At 60.5% G+C, this 14934-nt stretch carries 18 protein-coding genes; 15 read left to right on the plus strand and 3 right to left on the minus strand.

Features of this window, described 5'->3' with window-relative positions; translation table 11 throughout:
* The first annotated feature begins 32 nt into the window (after positions 1 to 32).
* The 4 genes from ACSEXS_RS15205 to ACSEXS_RS15220 all read left to right on the plus strand — a co-directional run bounded on the left by ACSEXS_RS15205 (position 33) and on the right by ACSEXS_RS15220 (position 4924).
* A complete protein-coding gene (locus ACSEXS_RS15205) occupies positions 33 to 1205 on the plus strand; it encodes a GNAT family N-acetyltransferase (RefSeq protein ID WP_438434085.1) in 1173 nt (390 codons plus the stop codon).
* A gap of 52 nt (positions 1206 to 1257) precedes the next feature.
* On the plus strand, positions 1258 to 2616 hold the full coding sequence (locus ACSEXS_RS15210; protein ID WP_438434086.1) for a sodium-dependent transporter: 1359 nt from the start codon (positions 1258 to 1260) through the stop codon (positions 2614 to 2616).
* 152 nt (positions 2617 to 2768) lie between these two features.
* A complete protein-coding gene (locus ACSEXS_RS15215; protein WP_438434087.1) occupies positions 2769 to 3767 on the plus strand; it encodes a cation diffusion facilitator family transporter in 999 nt (332 codons plus the stop codon).
* Between the two features lie 332 nt (positions 3768 to 4099).
* Positions 4100 to 4924, plus strand: coding sequence for an aldo/keto reductase (locus ACSEXS_RS15220; RefSeq protein ID WP_438434088.1), 825 nt, complete (start codon positions 4100 to 4102; stop codon positions 4922 to 4924).
* A gap of 111 nt (positions 4925 to 5035) precedes the next feature.
* Here ACSEXS_RS15220 and ACSEXS_RS15225 read toward each other — a convergent pair whose 3' ends face one another.
* Positions 5036 to 5536: a zinc-ribbon domain-containing protein gene (locus tag ACSEXS_RS15225; protein ID WP_438434089.1), complete on the minus strand. Its 501-nt coding sequence runs from the start codon at positions 5534 to 5536 to the stop codon at positions 5036 to 5038.
* Between the two features lie 164 nt (positions 5537 to 5700).
* Here ACSEXS_RS15225 and ACSEXS_RS15230 point away from each other — a divergent pair, with 164 nt between their 5' ends.
* From ACSEXS_RS15230 to ACSEXS_RS15280, 11 genes are all read left to right on the plus strand, one after another.
* On the plus strand, positions 5701 to 6825 hold the full coding sequence (locus ACSEXS_RS15230; protein WP_438434090.1) for a GIY-YIG nuclease family protein: 1125 nt from the start codon (positions 5701 to 5703) through the stop codon (positions 6823 to 6825).
* A gap of 276 nt (positions 6826 to 7101) precedes the next feature.
* Complete coding sequence (locus ACSEXS_RS15235; RefSeq protein ID WP_438434091.1) at positions 7102 to 7341, plus strand: hypothetical protein; 240 nt, start codon at positions 7102 to 7104, stop codon at positions 7339 to 7341.
* Positions 7342 to 7653: 312 nt separating this feature from the next.
* Positions 7654 to 8001, plus strand: coding sequence for a PadR family transcriptional regulator (locus ACSEXS_RS15240; RefSeq protein WP_438434092.1), 348 nt, complete (start codon positions 7654 to 7656; stop codon positions 7999 to 8001).
* Positions 7998 to 8546 carry a DUF2812 domain-containing protein gene (locus tag ACSEXS_RS15245; protein WP_438434093.1) on the plus strand — a complete coding sequence of 183 codons (549 nt, stop codon included), beginning with the start codon at positions 7998 to 8000 and terminating at the stop codon, positions 8544 to 8546. Before ACSEXS_RS15240 ends, ACSEXS_RS15245 begins: the two co-directional genes overlap by 4 nt.
* Before the next feature lie 236 nt (positions 8547 to 8782).
* On the plus strand, positions 8783 to 9079 hold the full coding sequence (locus tag ACSEXS_RS15250; RefSeq protein ID WP_438434094.1) for a LiaF transmembrane domain-containing protein: 297 nt from the start codon (positions 8783 to 8785) through the stop codon (positions 9077 to 9079).
* 34 nt (positions 9080 to 9113) lie between these two features.
* Complete coding sequence (locus tag ACSEXS_RS15255; protein WP_438434095.1) at positions 9114 to 9911, plus strand: PspA/IM30 family protein; 798 nt, start codon at positions 9114 to 9116, stop codon at positions 9909 to 9911.
* Between the two features lie 44 nt (positions 9912 to 9955).
* Positions 9956 to 10474, plus strand: coding sequence for a PspC domain-containing protein (locus ACSEXS_RS15260; protein ID WP_438434096.1), 519 nt, complete (start codon positions 9956 to 9958; stop codon positions 10472 to 10474).
* Positions 10475 to 10476: 2 nt separating this feature from the next.
* The gene (locus tag ACSEXS_RS15265) at positions 10477 to 11181 is read left to right on the plus strand and encodes a PspA/IM30 family protein (RefSeq protein WP_438434097.1); all 705 of its coding nucleotides are present in this window, start codon (positions 10477 to 10479) and stop codon (positions 11179 to 11181) included.
* Positions 11182 to 11376: 195 nt separating this feature from the next.
* A complete protein-coding gene (liaF, locus tag ACSEXS_RS15270; RefSeq protein ID WP_438434098.1) occupies positions 11377 to 12039 on the plus strand; it encodes a cell wall-active antibiotics response protein LiaF in 663 nt (220 codons plus the stop codon).
* A gap of 56 nt (positions 12040 to 12095) precedes the next feature.
* Complete coding sequence (locus ACSEXS_RS15275) at positions 12096 to 13133, plus strand: HAMP domain-containing sensor histidine kinase (protein ID WP_438434421.1); 1038 nt, start codon at positions 12096 to 12098, stop codon at positions 13131 to 13133.
* A complete protein-coding gene (locus ACSEXS_RS15280) occupies positions 13126 to 13794 on the plus strand; it encodes a response regulator (RefSeq protein ID WP_438434099.1) in 669 nt (222 codons plus the stop codon). The genes ACSEXS_RS15275 and ACSEXS_RS15280 overlap by 8 nt, the downstream gene beginning before the upstream one ends.
* A 141-nt stretch (positions 13795 to 13935) precedes the next feature.
* On the opposite strand, the gene ACSEXS_RS15285 is transcribed toward ACSEXS_RS15280, so the two are convergent.
* Both ACSEXS_RS15285 and ACSEXS_RS15290 read right to left on the minus strand, forming a co-directional pair.
* Entirely contained in the window at positions 13936 to 14589 is a 654-nt protein-coding gene (locus tag ACSEXS_RS15285) for an SdpI family protein (RefSeq protein ID WP_438434100.1), read from the minus strand.
* Positions 14586 to 14894, minus strand: a complete 309-nt coding sequence (locus ACSEXS_RS15290; protein ID WP_438434101.1) for an autorepressor SdpR family transcription factor — start codon at positions 14892 to 14894, stop codon at positions 14586 to 14588. Before ACSEXS_RS15290 ends, ACSEXS_RS15285 begins: the two co-directional genes overlap by 4 nt.
* Positions 14895 to 14934: the final 40 nt, after the last annotated feature.

A 14934-nucleotide genomic window follows, 5' to 3' on the forward strand; every position in this document is an offset into this window, starting at 1 on the left:
CCCGGCAGCCTTAGATTGAAGGAGGAGCGGGCATGGACGAGATACGCAACCTGCGCAAGGACGAGATGGAGGAGTTTTTCCTGCTGTCGGAATTCGCCTTCCAATACGAATCGACCGAGGAGGAACGCCGGAGAAAGGCAGAGAAGCTGAATCCGGAGGATCTGTGGGGGTATTACCGGGAGGACAAGCTGGCCGCCAAGCTGGCGCTTATCCCGCTCGAGGTGGTCATCGGCGAACGCCGCCTTGCCATGGGCGGAATTGCATCCGTTTCCACCTGGCCGGAGCATCGGCGCGGCGGCCTGGTCGGCGAGCTGCTTCGGCATACGTTCCGGGTGATGCGGGAGCGGGGGCAGACCTTGTCGATGCTGTCTCCGTTTTCGTTTCCCTTCTATCGAAGGTTCGGGTACGAGATTTACACCGACGTGAAAACCTACGAGCTGGAGATGGCCCAGATTCCCCGGCTTCCCGCTCCCGGCGGCCGGTTCATTCGCACGCGCGACCTCCCCCTGCTCAAGGAAGTCTATGACGGGTTTGCCTGCGGCTACAGCGGCATGCTCGCCCGCAGCGACGACTGGTGGGAGGGTCTCCTGGAGGACCGCTCCCAGACGGTTGCCGTGTGGCTGAACGACGCCGGCGAGCCGCGCGGCTATCTCCGCTACCGGGTCCGCAACTCGGTGATGACCGTCCGCGAATGGGTCTACCGCGACGAGACCGCGAGGGCGGCGCTGCTCGCCTGGATCGCCAACCACGACTCCATGGCGGGGAAGGTGACGCTGAAGTCGCCGGCGGACGACGCGCTGTCCTTCCTGCTGCCGAACCCGCGCTTCAAGCAGGAGGCCGCTCCTTACTTCATGGCGCGGATCGTAGACGCGGAAGCGTTCCTGCGGCAGTATCCCTTCCGGCCGGGGACGCCGCTTGCGTTCCTCCTTCAGTTGGAAGATGAGCATGCGCCTTGGAACACCGGCCGTTTCCGCGTCGACATTGCCGAGGATGGTACGGCGGCTGTGACCAAGCTGGCGGATGGCGAGCCGAGTGCCGAGCCTTTGCTCAGTTGCGAGATTTCCACGCTCGCCGCGCTGTTCATGGGATACCTGGCGCCGACCGCCCTGCTGCGGCTGGGACGCATTGCCGTCGACAAGGAAACGGCGCTCCGCTTGGAAGCCCGGCTTCCCGGCCTCACTCCTTACCTGTCAGACCATTTCTGATCGCCCCGGCGGTCGATTCATCGAAATTTAATTTTCCTAATGAGGTGCCTCCGTGTCCAAATTATCCAAAGCCAAGGTACAGACCGCCGAGCCGGCGGATGGCTTCAGCAAGAGCGGCTTCATTCTCTCCGCGATCGGAAGTTCCGTGGGACTCGGCAACATGTGGCGATTTCCTTATCTCACGAGCGGCAACGGCGGAGCGGCCTTTTTTCTGCTTTTTATCATTTGTTTATTGGTCATCGGGCTGCCGCTCCTGCTGGCTGAGCTGTCCATCGGCCGGGGAGGCCGGGGCAACGCGGCTTCCTCCTTCCAGAACCTGTCCGGCAAAAAGGCCTGGGGCTTGTTCGGTCTGATCTCGGTGTTCGGTTCGGTGATCATCATGTCGTTCTACGGAGTGGTCACCGGTTGGACGCTGTACTACACCGTCCGCTCGTTCTCGGGCTTCCTCAGCCGGCAGACCGCCTATGCGGAAACCTTCCGCGCGTTCACCGGCTCCGGCTACGGTCCGGTGTTCTGGCAGTTGGCCGCGATGGCCCTCACCTGCTGGGTGGTGGCGCGGGGAATATCGGGCGGCATCGAAAAATTCAACAAGGTGCTCATTCCCGGCCTTGTGGTCGCTTTGCTCGTCCTGCTCGTCAACGGGTTGACGCTGTCGGGCGCCAAGGAAGGCATCGAATACTTCCTGAAGCCGGACTTTTCCAAGCTGACGCCGGAGTCGGCGCTCCTGGCCCTCGGCCACGCCTTCTTCTCCTTGTCGCTCGGAATGGGGACGATGGTGACCTACGGCGCTTATGTCAACAAGCGGCAATCGCTCAAGACCGCTTCCTTCGCCGTAGTCGGAGGCGATCTGCTCTATGCGCTCATCGCCGGCCTGATCATCTTTCCGACCTCTTTTACCTACGGGCTCCAATCGGAAGGAGGGCCCGGCCTCGTGTTCATCGTGCTGCCTGCGGCTTTCCACGCCATGCCGTTCGGCTCGGTGCTCGGCGGTCTCTTCTTCATCCTGCTGGCGATCGCGGCGCTGACCTCGGCCGTATCCATGCTGGAGGTGCCGGTCGCCTATGCGATAGAAAAATGGCGCTGGAGCCGGACCAAGGCGGCGGTGCTGACCACGGCGGTCTGCGTCTGCCTCGGCATTCCCGCCGCCCTCTCCGCAGAGGGGCCTTGGAAGGGATACGTCTGGCTCGGCCGCACCTTCTTCGATTGGCTTGACTATTCGGCCTCCAATATCCTACTCCCGTTCGGCGGGCTTCTCGTTACCCTCTTCGCCGGGTACGTCTGGAAGCACGCCGCCGAGGAAGCGGAGCTGCGGCCGCTTTGGGGCCGGATCTGGCGGTTTGTCCTGCGCTATCTCGCACCGGTGGTCATCGTGCTGATCTTCCTGTATTCCGCGGGTATCCTTAAGCTGTAACCTTTCGGCTCCCTCCGTCATAGTCTGGCTATAGCGGGCGGTCCCGCGCCGCTTCGGGCGCGTTCTTCACCGATTTGCCTCATTCCGCCTGCATATCCGAAGCCGGAGCCGGTTAAGAATCGGTAAAGGCGGAAGGAAGGAAGGATCGGATCATGGCGAAGGGACTAAACCCGGCCGACCGGACGGATCGGGTGCGGGAACAACAGGAGGACCGAAGCAAGCAGGCGACGCGCGTGCTTCTCGTATCCCTCGCGGGCATGCTGCTGACAGCGTGCGTGCAGGCAGTGATCTGCTTTTATTCGGGAAGCGCGGCGCTGCTCGCGGACACGATTCACAATTTCGGCGACGCGCTGACGTCGATTCCGCTGTGGGTCGCCTTCGCGCTCAGCCGGCGGCCGCCGTCCAAGCGTTTCCCCTACGGGCTCGGCCGCACGGAGGATCTGGCGGGACTGTTTATCGTCGCCGTCATCGTGACAAGCGCCGGACTGGCCGGCTACCAGTCGATCGAGCGGCTGCTTCATCCGTCCACCCAGACGCATCTGGGGGTCACCGCCGCCGCCGCGCTGATCGGCTTCGCCGGCAATGAAGTGGTGGCCGGCTATCGCATCCGGATGGGCAAACGGCTCGGCAGCGCCGCTCTCGTGGCGGATGGCCAGCATGCCCGGATGGACGGTATCACCTCGCTCGCGGTACTGGCAGGTGTGGCGGGCGCCTGGCTGGGCTACCCGCTGCTCGACCCGTTGGTCGGGCTGGGCATTACCGTCATGATCCTCTTCATCGGCTGGGATTCGGCAAAGCTGGTATTCACCCGGATGCTGGATGGCATCGAGCCGGAGACGCTCGACCGGGTTGCCCGGATTGCGGCGACGGTTACCGGCGTGCGCGGGGTCAGCGAGGTGAAGGCCCGCTGGAGCGGGCACGTCCTGCGCATCGAGCTGAGCGTCGCGGTGGCGACCGAGCTGAGCGTCCGGGATGGGCACCGCATCGCCCAGGAGGTCAATCATGTTCTCCTTCACGAACTGGAGCATGTGGGAACGGTGTACGTCCATATCGACCCCGAGGAGACCTCCGGCCCCGAATTCCACACCCATGAGATGCTGGATCGAAGCTGCCCCGGCGCAGCCGCCCTCTTGGAACGGGTGTCGGGCTGACGGGGCGGACATGTCCGCAGGCTTCGTGAGGGTCTGGAGATGACGAAGAAAGAGAACCGGCCTCTCGCGAGAGCGAGTCCACGGATAAACGAAGCGGAGTGTGCGGAGTCGTCCTGTAAAAGCGGCAGCGGTCGCCTTTGCCCACGGATTTCGACCGCGAAAAGCGGTTCCCATCAAAGAAATCCGGGGGCAACAGCGATGGAAAGGACGATCCGTATGCGAAGCGATGACGTTTTCAGTGGGCTTTCGCGGGAGCGGCCGGTTTTTTTGCGATTGGCGCGAAGTATGCTATCCTTTAGTAGGAAACTTACGAAAAAGGAGAGAGACTCGCGATGAAGAATGTGGCTTCAACGGTTAAGCTCAACAACGGAGTGGACATGCCGCAGTTCGGACTCGGCGTCTGGAGAGTCAAGGAAGGCTCGCAGGTCGTCGATTCGGTTAAGGCTGCCATCGCCTCCGGCTACCGCAGCATCGATACGGCCGCCGCTTACGGCAACGAAGAAGGCGTTGGACAAGCGATCCGCGAGAGCGGGGTTCCCCGGGAAGAGCTGTTCATCACCACCAAGGTATGGAACAGCGAACAGGGATACGAGTCCACGCTCGCTGCCTTTGAAGACAGCCGGCGCAAGCTGGGTCTCGATTATCTTGACCTGTACCTCATCCATTGGCCGGTCAAGGGCAAATATAAGGATACCTGGCGCGCGCTGGAGAAGTTGTATGCCGACGGCAAAGTGCGGGCGATCGGCGTGAGCAATTTCCATCCGCATCATTTGGACGATCTGCTCGCCGACGCCAAGGTCGTCCCCGCGGTCGATCAGGTTGAACTGCACCCGCTGCTCAACCAGGCCGAGCTGCGCCGCTATTGCGAGGGCAAGGGCATCCGGGTGGAAGCGTGGAGTCCGCTCATGCAGGGCAACCTGGACCACCCCGTGCTGACCGAGCTGTCCGTGAAGTACGGCAAGTCCCCGGCGCAGGTTATCCTCCGCTGGCACCTGCAGCACGGAATCATCGTCATTCCCAAGTCGGTGACGGAGTCGCGGATTCAAGAGAATGCCCGCCTGTTCGACTTCGAGCTGTCCGAGACCGATATGGCCCGCATCGACGGGATCAACGAGAACCGCCGGTTTGGCTCCGATCCGGACAACTTTAATTTCTGATACGCAATTGCCAAAAAGCAGCGCCTCCATTCGTCCACGACGGACCGGAGGCGCTGCTTTTGTTTCGCTTCAAGCCTTCGAACAAGCTTTTCGATCATGTCCCGCAGAGGGTCAAATTTCCTTGCCGCAGTGCGGGCAGAAGCGGAAGTCCTCCCGCAGCTTTCCGCCGCAGAAGGGACAGTAGCTGCCCTCGAACTTGCGGTCAGGGGCGGGGCGGGAATCCGATTCCGGCGAGGCTCCGTGCTCCGGATCGGCCCTGTTCGGATCGGCGGAGGATTGCGCCGTCCTCCATCCGGCATCCGCCGGCCGCTCTTGGGGATAGCGGTCGCTAACGAACCGGTCCAGCGGGTCGGGCTCCTCCCGCGAGTCCACGATGTCGAACAGCGACATCCGGTTCCGGCCGGAAGCGTTCTTGAAGTGATAGACCGCCTGGACGATCCCGGTCAGGATGAAGAGAACGCCGAACAGCGGAAAGATCAGGCTGATCGGTCCCGGCGCTCCCCGCGTGATGGAGAAGGCCATCACCGTCCAGAAAATGCCGAACAGCACCGCTACGATGCTGCCGATTCCGCTCAGGGCCGAAGGCCCTCTTCCAGGCTTAAAGCTTTTCATAAACCGAACCCTCCTGAATGCAGCGAATAGTATACATACTTGCTGATGATGGATAAAGTTTCAAAAACCTCCTGTTTCGCTTGTCCCCGGGTCCCGGCCTGGAGTAAGATAGAAGCGGAACGAACGCCTGTTCCGCGAATACCGCTCCCCAGGGGGTCAGCAGCATGCGATTTGACTTTCATCCCCGCGATTACCCGACCTCTCCCGGCTGCTATCTGATGAAGGACGAGGCCGGCACGATTCTCTATATCGGCAAAGCGAAGAACCTCCGGAACCGGCTCAGCTCGTACTTCCGGGGCACGCCGAAGCTGGAGCGAACCCGCAGCCTGGTGGCCGAGGTCGCCTCCATCGAAGTGGTTCTGGTTCATAACGAGGCCGAAAGCCTCTTTCTGGAGAACAACCTCATCAAGCTGCATAAGCCGAAGTACAACCGCGCCCTGAAAAAGGACAACAGCGGCTATGCCTATCTCAAGGTGACGAAGGAGCGGGTTCCCCGCCTGGACATTCATTACCGGACGCGGCGGTCAATGCCCGTTTCGGCCGGGCCGGGGGCAGTCGGCAGCCGGATGTTCGGTCCCTATCCGAACGGGAAATTCCGCAACGCCCTGCTCGAATTCGTCAACGAGCATTACGGGCTGCGCAGCTGCCAGCGGCTGCCCAAGCGGGTCTGCCTCTATTATCATCTCGGCAAATGCTCCGGCATCTGCGAAGGAATGATCAGCCGCGAAGCTTACCTGGAGCGGGTCGCCCAGGCGGAGCGGCTGCTCGCCAACCGCGAGAACGAGCTGATCGCCGAGCTGAAACGGGAGATGATGGAGCATGCCGAACGGCTTGAGTTCGAGCGGGCGGAGGGCTTGCGCCGGCAGATCGCTTCCTTGGAGCGGCTGCTGGTCAAGCAGGTGGTCGACCGCGACAGCGACGTCAACCAGGATGTGCTGTACTTTGGCGACGCGCATGTGATGATCGTCAGCCTCCAGGCGGGCATGATCCGCGCCATGTCGTTCGAGGCGCTCGACCGGGAGCCGGACCGGACAAGAACCGCGGAGCGGTTTCTCGCCGAGCGGTACGGCGGCGACCGGCCGCAGGAGCTGATCCTGTCCGGCTCCTGGGATCTGCGGCGGCTCAAGCAGGCGCTGAGGACCAAGGGAACGGCACCTGTGACCTTGACGGTGCCGAAGCGCGGGGACAAGCTGCGGCTGCTCGAGCTGTGCCGGCAGAATTACGAATACCGGGCCGCGGCGGCCGCTTCGGCGGAGCCAGAGGCCCGCAGCGCATTGCCCGGGAAATAGCTTCGCTATACAGATTGAACAAAAGAAAGCCGGAGAAGAGGAAGGTCGTGAAGAAGCGAAGCGTTCGCCTTTGATCCCGGATTTCCCCTAGAAAATGCATTCCGATAATCTGGGATCAACAGCGAATCGGAATGACATTCCATCTGCGCAGGCGTAAATAATAAGTTCAATCTATATAGGTTTATCGGTGGTTAAGCGGCAGGCTTCGCGGGTAATTTATGGCAGAAGCATGGCTTCAGCTATAAGCCAATCTGATTGCCGGGAGGCGTATGCGCAATGAAGGATGCGTCGAAGGAGCAGTACCGCAACGAGGATTTGAGAACGGTCGTGGAGCATGAAATCCTCGACAGCAGCGTGCCCGTCGAGGAGGCGGAGAACGGTTCTATGGCGCCGGACCTGGAGGATATGAAGCAGCTCGGCAAGGACATGGACCGAATGAAGACCAACCAGACCTTGAAGGAAGAAGGGCTTGTGCCCGATCCGGCGCAGGAGGAGTCCGAGTCGGAGAAATCGTAGACCCGTCGGGTCCAACAGACGAATAACCGACAAGTCCGGGACAACGGCCTTGCAGCACATGCTGCAGGGCTTTTTTATATTGACACCCGATATATCGCATGCTAATATAATGACATCAAATATATCGACATTAAGTATATTGACATCCGTTATAATGAAACCCGCAGAGGAGGCCGTGAAACGAACCGAAGAGCAAGCCATCGGAGAAGATCAACGGAGAAATCGACAACCCTTGGAATTACCGACCCGGAACGGCAGAGACCGTCGCCGGAAGAGCGGTTTGTACCCGTAGAAGAAAGGATGAGGTGCCCTGTGAAAAAAGATCCCGTCGAAGCCCTGCTTCCCTTAACCGAAGCTTTTTACTACATTCTGCTGGTGCTCCAGACCGGGCCTGCCCACGGCTACGGCATGATGCAGGAGGTTGAACGGCTGACGAACGGCCGGCTCAAGATCGGACCCGGAACGCTTTACACCGCGCTCAATACGCTGACCGCCAAGGGGCTGATCGAGAACACCCTGGAGTCCGATCCCGCCGACTCCCGAAGGAAGCTGTATGCGATCACGGCGCTTGGCAGGCGGACAGCCTTGGCGGAAATGGAACGGATGGAGGAGCTGGTGCGGCACGGCAAGCTCATTCTCGAAGGGAGAGACGAATCATGAATAAGAATGTGGTATACAAGAAGCGAATCTCGTTCGCTTGGGATTTCCGCAAGGAGGAAGAATGGATCAACCGCTGCTCGGAGGAAGGGTATCAGATGGACAAGATCGGGCTCACCCGTCGCCGGTTTCGCCGGGACGCCGAGCACCGCTACGTCTATCGGTACGACCTCCAGGACTTTAAGGTGACCGACCGGTCGAAATTCAAGCAGTACCTCGCCCTATACGCCGATGCCGGCTGGGACTATGTCGACAGCTTCCTGTGGTGGCACTGCTTTCGCAAGCCTTATGAGGAAGGCGTCGGCGAGGAGCTGTATACGGATTGGGCTTCCCGTCGCGATTTTTTTAGCCGGATCATCCGAATATCCCTCATGGTCGGATGGCTCAACCTGGGCATTTTTGCGCTGAACCTGATCCTTCTGCTGAGCATCGGCTCCGACTTGTCGGCCTGGGCCAATGCTTTCCGGGGCACCGTTATGGCGCTGAATGGCGGATTGGGGCTTATGCTCCTGGTGATCGCCCGAAAGCTGAAAACCGCCGTCTGGTAACCCGGCGGCATCCCATCAAAGCCGGGTAAGCCTCCTTTTCTATGAGAGAAGAGGAGGCTTTTGGCGTTTACGGCAGTCGATGGATGCACGTCCTTCCGTTCCCCGAAGGAGGTCTGAGCCCCTTCCCCGACCAAGGTCCAGTCCAAATACCGCCGCGGGTCCGTTTTGGCAAAACGCCGCATGACCTAGAATAAAGACATGAACAAAACGTCTTAACCACGAAAGGCGGTGAACCCATGAAACTGCAAAGCAAGAACACGTTCGCGCTTATCCTGATCGCCTGCGGCGCCCTGATCCTCTTCGGCAAGCTTGGACCGGTGCTCGGATGGTTTGTTAGCCTGCTCGTCCCGATCGCCCTGATCGGGTTCGGCTACCTCGGGATTCGGAACGGCAAGAAGCTGATCGGCGGCGTTCTTCTGTTCTTCGGCGCGATCATCCTGATCGGCCGGCTGACTCCCTTGATCGGCTGGGTCGTTGCGATTCTGCTGATCGCTTACGGAATCTCCGTGCTGACCAAGAAAAAGAGCTACTAAGAGCTGTTAATCCATAGAAATTGGAGTTGAGACCATGAGCGTCTGGAATCGGATGAGGGATATTACGGTGGCGACGTTGAACGACCGATTGGAGCAATCGGAAGATCCCGTCCGCCTGATCGACGGGTATCTCTCCTCCCTTAGGGAACAAATCCGCGAAGCGGAACGGCTGCACAGCGAATGCGCGAACCATGTGAACGCCGTACGCGGCCAATACCTGACGGCACTCTCCCTCAAGCAAAAGCGCGAGGAACAAGCGGTCATCGCCCTGAAGGCGGGAGAAGAAGAAATCGCCCGCATCGCCCTGCAGGAGAAGCTGCAGCAGGAAGAAATCTGCAATCAATACGGCCCTTTGTACCAAGAAGGCCAGGCCTCGCTCGCCGATCTGGAGAATCAGATCCGCCAGCTGAGGAACGACTACGATGAAATTGCCGCCCGCCGCAGCTACTACCAGGCGAGGATGGAATCGCTCCGGCTGCAGCGCCGGATGAACGAGCGGCTGACCGGCCTTGCCGGAAGTCCAACTCCCCGGGCCTTCCAGCGCCTCGATGAGCGCCTGAGCGACATGGAGCTGGAATCGCGCACCTTGAACGAAGTCCGCCGCTCCACCTCCCAGCCGTACAGCGGCTTCGGGAGCGGAAGCAGCCGGCTGGACGAAGAGATGAACCGGCTGATGCAGAAGCTCGGCAGCAAGCTGGAAGACAAAGGCGGCAAGCTGGAAGAGAAGCTGAGCCGGGAGATCACCAAGCTGGAGGAAACGCTGGAAGAAAGCCGCGTCAAGCTGGAGCAGAAGCTGGAAGAGAAGCTGTCCAAGCTGAACCGGATCAACTGAGCGCGTCTTCCGGAAGTACCGCACAGAAAGGCAGGTAGACATTCATGAACAAATTGTACCGGTCCCGCAGGGACAAGAAACTTGCCGGCGTCTGCGGCGGGCTGGCGGAATGGCTCAACGTCGACGCCACGCTGCTCCGCGTCGTGGTGATCATCACGGCCATCTTCTCCACGGGCTTCCCGGTCATCCTGATCTATTTCATCGCCAGCCTGGTGATTCCGAAGGAGCCGGGACCTTACGATCCGCCTTACCCGCCTGCCGGGTATTATGACCGCGACCGTTCGACCTATGGCGGCAACGGCGGCTTCGGCGGCAACGGCGGCCAGGGAGGTTTTGGCGGCTTCGGCGGGGGAAGCCCCGGCGCACCGGGAGGGAATGGCTCCTCCTACGGCAGCAGCAGCTCCTACGGCGGCCCGTCCGCTGCGGGAAGGCCGGCGGCCAAGGCCGACCAGCTGGATGAATTGATGAAGGAAGTCGAGAAGAAGGCCCTGCAGAAGGAAATTGAAGAACTCCGAGCCAAGCTCGGCCAATACGAAAACGACAAACCTAAAGGAGATGTGTAACCATGGGAGTATTCACCCGAATTAAAGATATGACGCGCGCCTCGATCAACGAAATGCTGGACAAAGTCGAAGATCCGATCGTGATGCTGAACCAATATCTGCGCGACATGGAAGAAGAGATCGCCCAAGCGGAGGTCACCGTCGCCAAGCAGATTGCCAATGAGCGCAAGCTGCAGCAGCAGCTGAAGGAAGCCGAGAAGCTGGCGAACGACCGCGAAGCCACGGCGCTCGCCGCCATGAAGAACGGCCAGGAAGCCGCAGCCCGCGCCGCGCTGGAAGAGAAGCTGTACTACGACCAGAAGGTGACGGATTACACCGGCCTCCATGCGCAAGCCAAGGCCCAAGCCGACGAAATTCTCAAGCAGCTGCATGAAATGAAGGATGAGTTCTACAAGATGCGCAACAAGCGCAACGAGCTGATCTCCCGCGCCCAACTGGCGAACGCCAAGAAGCAGATGGCCTCGGTTACCAATCAGGCCACGCTGGGCGGCGGCAACGCCTCCCGCGGCTTCCACCGCATGGAGGAGAAGATTCTGGAGCTGGAAGTGCAGGCCGAAGTGGCCCGTATGCCGTACACCCCCTCCTCCGCTCCCGGCACGTCCTTCAATGCCGCCGACGCGGTCAAGAAGGAGAAGATCGACGCTCAGCTCGCCGAGCTTAAGCAGAAGCTGAACAAGGCGGAGCCGGAACAGCCGGCCGGCGAATAATCGAGCGCGGCATCACTAAGGCGCGGCGGGTTTCTCCGAGACCGGCGGCGAGCGGTTGGCCCCCGTATCAAGAGCTCCTCTTGAACGGGGGCTTTTCGGCCGAATGCAAATGGTTCTTTTCCGGCCCGTCCGGTTTGTGATATGCTGTTGCGTGGCAGAGAAGGAGCAAAGAAGCCCCAGGCAGGAGGTGCGAGGATGGGAGATTCGCGAAACAACCGGCACAAAAACACGTATCTCGTCCTGATCGCGGCGGGGGGTTTCATTTTGTTCGAGCGCTTCATCGGCTTTTGGAACCTGGCCGGTCTTCTGCTGATCCTATACGGCATTCACGTTCTGCGCAGCGGACGCGGCGACAAGAAGGGCTATGCGCTCATCATCGCGGGGGCCTTCTTCGTGGCGGGCGGACCGCTCGCGCTATTCATCGGCATCGTGCTCATCTCCCTCGGATTGTTCTATAAGAAATCCAAGGAGTTTCACCAGGACGACAACTTCGTTCAGAAGCAAGGCCTGATCGGCAACCTCCGGTACGACCGGGAGCCTTGGGTGCTGCGGAATATGAGCGTCTGGCACGCCATCGGGGAGATGCGGTTCGACTTCTCGCTCGCGCTCCAGGAGGAGAAGGAAGTGACGGTGATCCTGCAGGGGCTGATCGGCACCTTGAACGTCATTCTGCCGGAAGACATGGCGGTTTCCGTCGAAGGCTCCGTGCAGGCGGGCTCGCTCAATGTCGGCGGCATGCGCAAGGACGGCATCGGCAACAGAGTGGTCTGGCAATCTCCGGGCTATGAAGGCGCCGATACCAAAGTGAAACTAATCGCCTCCTATCTCGTAGGAGAAGTGAACATTAAAGTGGTGTAATTCCAGAATCAGGACGCGAAAAGGAGGAGAATCCCGTGAATCGACGGTTGACCGGCATGGTTTGGCGAAGCTTGGCCGAATCCGTGCTCATCGGGTTTCTCCTCAGCGGCGTCCTGGTTTATTTTTTGTATACATACGGGCTTCTGAACACGGACGGGACGTGGGAGAAGGGGCTGCGCATCGGCCTCATTCTGTTCGGAACGGTCGCTTTGATCACGCTGTCCTATGGCTATTGGAGCGGGGCGCGTACGGCCCGCCGCCTGGATCAGCTCAGCGAGGTGATGCTCTCCTTGGAAAAAGGCAACCTCTCCCGCTCGGTGCCGCCGCTCGGCGAAGACGAGATCGGCGGGCTCGCCGAGCAGTTAAACCGGATCGGCCAGAAGTGGGAGGAGCAGGTGTCTTCGCTCCAGCGCCTCTCCAACAACAACGCCCAGCTCGCGGAGAAGGCCCGCTACTCGGCGATCATCGAGGAGCGGCAGCGACTCGCGCGGGATTTGCACGACGCGGTCAGCCAGCAGCTGTTCGCCATCTCGATGACGGCGACCGCCGTCGGCCGGATCATCGACAAGGATGTCGAGAAAGCCGCGCGGCAGATTCACTTGATCGAGGAAATGGCTTCGGTGGCGCAGTCCGAGATGCGGGCCTTGCTCCTACATTTGCGGCCGGTGCACCTGGAGGGCAAACGGCTGGCTCAGGGGCTGCGCGACCTGATCGCCGAGCTTCAGGCCAAGGTGCAGGTGGAGATCACCCTGGACATGGACGAGGAGCTGCAGCTGCAGAAGGGGATTGAGGATCACCTGTTCCGCATCGTCCAGGAGGCGCTCTCGAACGCCCTGCGCCACTCCAAGGCGTCCCGCCTGGAGATCCGGCTCTTCGTGGCCAGCGACAGCATCCGCCTGACGGTGCGCGACAACGGCATCGGCTTCGACCTGGACGAAGTGAAGCATGCTTCCTACGGCCTGGTGTCGATCCGCGAGCGGGTGACGGAGCTGGGCGGTTCGCTCAACATCGTGACCGCGCCGGACCGGGGCACGCGCCTCGAAATTCGCATTCCCTTTACCCTGGAGACGAAGGAGGACGAGAACGGTGGATAACGCAACCGGATGCGAATCGAACGAATCCATCAAGGTGCTCTTGGTGGACGATCACGAGATGGTCCGCATTGGCCTGGCCGCCGTGCTCAGCACGGAGGACGGCATTGAGGTGGTCGGCGAGGCCGGCAACGGCCTCGATGGCATCCGTCTGGCTCAGGAATACAAGCCGGACGTGATTTTGATGGACCTGGTGATGGACGGCATGGACGGCATCGAGACGACCCGGCGGGTGATGGGCATCTGCCCCGACTGCAAGGTGATCGTGCTGACCAGCTACCTGGATGATGAAAAGATGTATCCGGTGATCGAAGCCGGCGCTTTCAGCTACCTGCTCAAGACCTCGCGGGCGACGGAGATCGCCGATGCGATCCGCGCTGCGGCGAGCGGCCGGCCGATCATCGAGGCGCAGGTGGCCTCGAAGATGATGAACCGGTTCCGCCAGCCCCGCGCAGAGGCCGCTCCCCACGAGGAGCTGACCGAGCGGGAGATGGAGGTGCTCCGGCTGATCGCGAGCGGCAAGTCCAATCAGGAGGTCGCCGACGAGCTGTTCATCGGCATCAAGACGGTGAAGTTCCATGTGACCAACGTGCTGGCCAAGCTCGGGGTCGAGGACCGGACGCAGGCTGCCATCTATGCCATCAAGCACGGGCTTGCGGAATAGAGCGGGAATTTCGCGTCACGCTCTGCCCGGCTCACGAATCCGAAAAAGGTGTCCCCAAAGCCCGCTGCGGATGCAGGCTTCGGAGACACCTTTTTCTGTATGGAGCCTATGGCCGCTCAATCCGGCCCGCTTCCGACTCCATTAGTCCGCTTTCCGCGAAATCCACCAGGAATAGAAGAGGGGAATGACCGCGAGCGGAATCAGCGCGATGAGGATGACGGCCGGCATCCAATCGGTCGGCAACAAGGCGCCGATGGCTACCAATAAACCGGCGAGCACCCACAGCCGGCCGCCGAGCCGGTGGGTCTTGCGCCAGACCTCGGGGTCGCTCAGCGTCCAGGGCGTTCGGATGCCGATGAAGAAATTGTCCTTGATCTGCGGCATATAATTCCCCATGACGAGGAAGAGCAGGCCGATCCCGACCATGACGGAATTGGTCATGTTGATCTTGTGGCCGAGCCCGTAGAGGACGATGGCGACGAGCATGAGGTCGAGAAAGACGGCCAAGGCGATCCGAAAGATTCCGAAGGCGTTCTGGAACATGTCGTAATTGCCTTTGCGCGGATCGATGTGACGGGCCACGCCCAGCGCGATCGGCAGGAAGAGGCCCAGGCAAGCGAGAAAGCCGATGGCATTCAGCTTGCCGCCGTACCGGTCCACGTTGCCGTGGATGTCAAAATGCATCGGCAGCTGGTCCGGCAGCCGATTATAATTGACGACGGCAAACAAGATTGCGGCAAGCCCCAGGATGACGATCACCGTGTCCTGCCAGCTCCAGAATTGTTTTTTGTTCATGAATGAGGCTCCTCCTTATCGTTCTTCGAGGCATCCTTCCCGCCGCTTCCCGCCGACGTGACGGACAGGAACCAGCCGAGGACCTCTTGCAGAACGGTCATGTTCAGGGTATAGCGGATAAATTGCCCCTCCCGCTGATCCTGCACCAGGCCTGCGTGCTTGAGCGTGGCCAGATGGTGGGAGAGGCTGGGCTTCGACATGTCGAAGTGTTCGGCAAGCTCGCCCGCCGTCCGGTCCTTCTCGCGCAGAAGGTCGATAATTTTGCGCCGGGTCGGATCGGCCAGGGCTTTGAACGATTCGTTCATTCGGCCGGCCTTCTTTCTTTAATATTTAACTAATCGTCTA

This window comes from Gorillibacterium terrae, assembly GCF_051594785.1.
Lineage (GTDB): Bacteria > Bacillota > Bacilli > Paenibacillales > NBRC-103111 > Gorillibacterium.

Coding starts and splice junctions, on each gene's coding strand:
- ACSEXS_RS15220 (WP_438434088.1), top strand. CDS start 4,100: ATGAAGAATGTGGCTTCAACGGTTAAGCTCAACAACGGAGTGGACATG.
- ACSEXS_RS15235 (WP_438434091.1), top strand. CDS start 7,102: ATGAAGGATGCGTCGAAGGAGCAGTACCGCAACGAGGATTTGAGAACG.
- ACSEXS_RS15245 (WP_438434093.1), top strand. CDS start 7,998: ATGAATAAGAATGTGGTATACAAGAAGCGAATCTCGTTCGCTTGGGAT.
- ACSEXS_RS15290 (WP_438434101.1), bottom strand. CDS start 14,894: ATGAACGAATCGTTCAAAGCCCTGGCCGATCCGACCCGGCGCAAAATT.
- ACSEXS_RS15225 (WP_438434089.1), bottom strand. CDS start 5,536: ATGAAAAGCTTTAAGCCTGGAAGAGGGCCTTCGGCCCTGAGCGGAATC.
- ACSEXS_RS15215 (WP_438434087.1), top strand. CDS start 2,769: ATGGCGAAGGGACTAAACCCGGCCGACCGGACGGATCGGGTGCGGGAA.
- ACSEXS_RS15230 (WP_438434090.1), top strand. CDS start 5,701: ATGCGATTTGACTTTCATCCCCGCGATTACCCGACCTCTCCCGGCTGC.
- ACSEXS_RS15255 (WP_438434095.1), top strand. CDS start 9,114: ATGAGCGTCTGGAATCGGATGAGGGATATTACGGTGGCGACGTTGAAC.
- ACSEXS_RS15205 (WP_438434085.1), top strand. CDS start 33: ATGGACGAGATACGCAACCTGCGCAAGGACGAGATGGAGGAGTTTTTC.
- ACSEXS_RS15260 (WP_438434096.1), top strand. CDS start 9,956: ATGAACAAATTGTACCGGTCCCGCAGGGACAAGAAACTTGCCGGCGTC.
- ACSEXS_RS15265 (WP_438434097.1), top strand. CDS start 10,477: ATGGGAGTATTCACCCGAATTAAAGATATGACGCGCGCCTCGATCAAC.
- liaF (WP_438434098.1), top strand. CDS start 11,377: ATGGGAGATTCGCGAAACAACCGGCACAAAAACACGTATCTCGTCCTG.
- ACSEXS_RS15285 (WP_438434100.1), bottom strand. CDS start 14,589: ATGAACAAAAAACAATTCTGGAGCTGGCAGGACACGGTGATCGTCATC.
- ACSEXS_RS15250 (WP_438434094.1), top strand. CDS start 8,783: ATGAAACTGCAAAGCAAGAACACGTTCGCGCTTATCCTGATCGCCTGC.
- ACSEXS_RS15275 (WP_438434421.1), top strand. CDS start 12,096: ATGGTTTGGCGAAGCTTGGCCGAATCCGTGCTCATCGGGTTTCTCCTC.